The sequence below is a fragment of the Herbaspirillum sp. UBA812 genome (assembly GCF_002296545.1).
In the GTDB taxonomy this organism is placed as follows: Bacteria; Pseudomonadota; Gammaproteobacteria; order Burkholderiales; family Burkholderiaceae_D; genus Herbaspirillum; species Herbaspirillum huttiense.
Map to the genome: position 1 here is coordinate 5,738 of NZ_DBIC01000085.1, position 1,396 is coordinate 7,133.

Below are 1,396 nucleotides of genomic sequence, written 5' to 3' on the forward strand. Positions count from 1 at the left end.
CGGCACAGCACCAGCAATCCCAGCGCCCGCCAGAAGCCGATCTCGGCCACGCCCGGGAAGATCGGCGGCATCACCCAGTTCCACAGCAGCATCACCACCACGCCCAGCACCGGCACGCACAGCAGGCACAGCAGGAGTTTCACGCCCCAGCGGCGCGGATCACGCCCGCCACGGAAGCCACGATCGCGGCGCGCCGGGGTGGGGGGATTTTGAGGCATGTCGTTCTGTTCCATTACATCTCCAATTCGTCATAAACCGCCTGCAAGCGCTCGCGCAGATGCAGGACTGCATAGCGCTTGCGCGCCAGCAGGGTATTGAGGCTGGTGCCACTGGCAGCAGCCATTTCCTTGAAACTGATGCCATCGAGTTCGTGGGCGATGAAGACCTCGCGCTGCGCTGGCGGCAATTCGTCCAGTGCCGCCTGCAAGGCCTCGATCAGCGCCGCACGCGCATAGGCCGCTTCCGGACCGCCATCGCTGGCCGGCAGCACCAGGTCCAGCCGCCAGCTGTCTTCGCCACCCTCGACTTGCTCGATGTCGTGCGCCTCGGGCAAGGGCTCTTCCTTCTTCTTGCGGAAGCGGTCGATGATGCGGTTGCGCGCCACGCGGAACAACCAGGCGCTGACCTGCTCGATGGGCTCCGGCAGGCGGTAGGCCTGGACGAACTCATAAAACACTTCCTGCAGGATGTCTTCGGCCTCGCCGGCGTCCGCCACCCGGCGGCGGATGAAGCCGCCCAGCCGGCTGCGTTCGCGCATGACGGTGGCGGTGATCTCGCGGTCCTGGTCGCTCATCGGGGAGAGGGTGGAAATGGGCTGCATGCCCTGAAGACGGTTGTTCTCAGGGCATATTGTGGATCGGGAGGAAAAAAAGAGGGGAAACTGCGAAGGGGAAATGAAGAAACAAGCAAAACCAGCGCGTTTGCGCGGGGAGCCATGGCCCTGCAAGCCGCTCCCCGCCTGAGGGTCCAGCCCTTACAGTTCGATGCGCGTGCCCAGCACCTGCAGGAACTGCGCCAGCCACGCCGGATGCGCCGGCCAGGCCGGAGCCGTGACCAGCTTGCCGTCGGTGATGGCGGCATCCACGGCGATATCGGCGAATTGCCCGCCGGCCAGCTTCACTTCCGGCGCGCAAGCCGGATAGGCCGAGACCCTCTTGCCTTCCAGCACGCCGGCGGCGGCCAGCACCTGCGGACCGTGGCAAACGGCGGCGATGGGCTTGTCAGCCTTGGCGAAGGCTTGCACCAGCTCGATCACCTTGGGGTTCAGGCGCAGGTATTCCGGGGCGCGGCCACCGGCCACCACCAGCGCGTCATAGCCTGCCGCGCTGACATCGTCGAAGCTGGCGTTGAGGGCGAACTGGTGGCCGGGCTTTTCGGTATAGGTCTGGTCGCCTTC

2 protein-coding genes and 1 pseudogene are annotated in these 1,396 nt (G+C 65.8%); all 3 read right to left on the minus strand.

What is annotated here, in order from left to right; all coding sequences use genetic code 11:
- Positions 1-233 (minus strand): annotated as a pseudogene (locus B3873_RS05665) (hypothetical protein); the annotation flags it as partial.
- Positions 233-820 carry an RNA polymerase sigma factor gene (locus tag B3873_RS05670; protein WP_286864548.1) on the minus strand — a complete coding sequence of 196 codons (588 nt, stop codon included), beginning with the start codon at positions 818-820 and terminating at the stop codon, positions 233-235. The pseudogene B3873_RS05665 and the gene B3873_RS05670, both read right to left, overlap by 1 nt.
- 153 nt (positions 821-973) lie before the next feature.
- On the minus strand, positions 974-1,396 hold a 423-nt coding region (locus B3873_RS05675; protein WP_286864549.1), incomplete at its 5' end, for a DJ-1/PfpI family protein.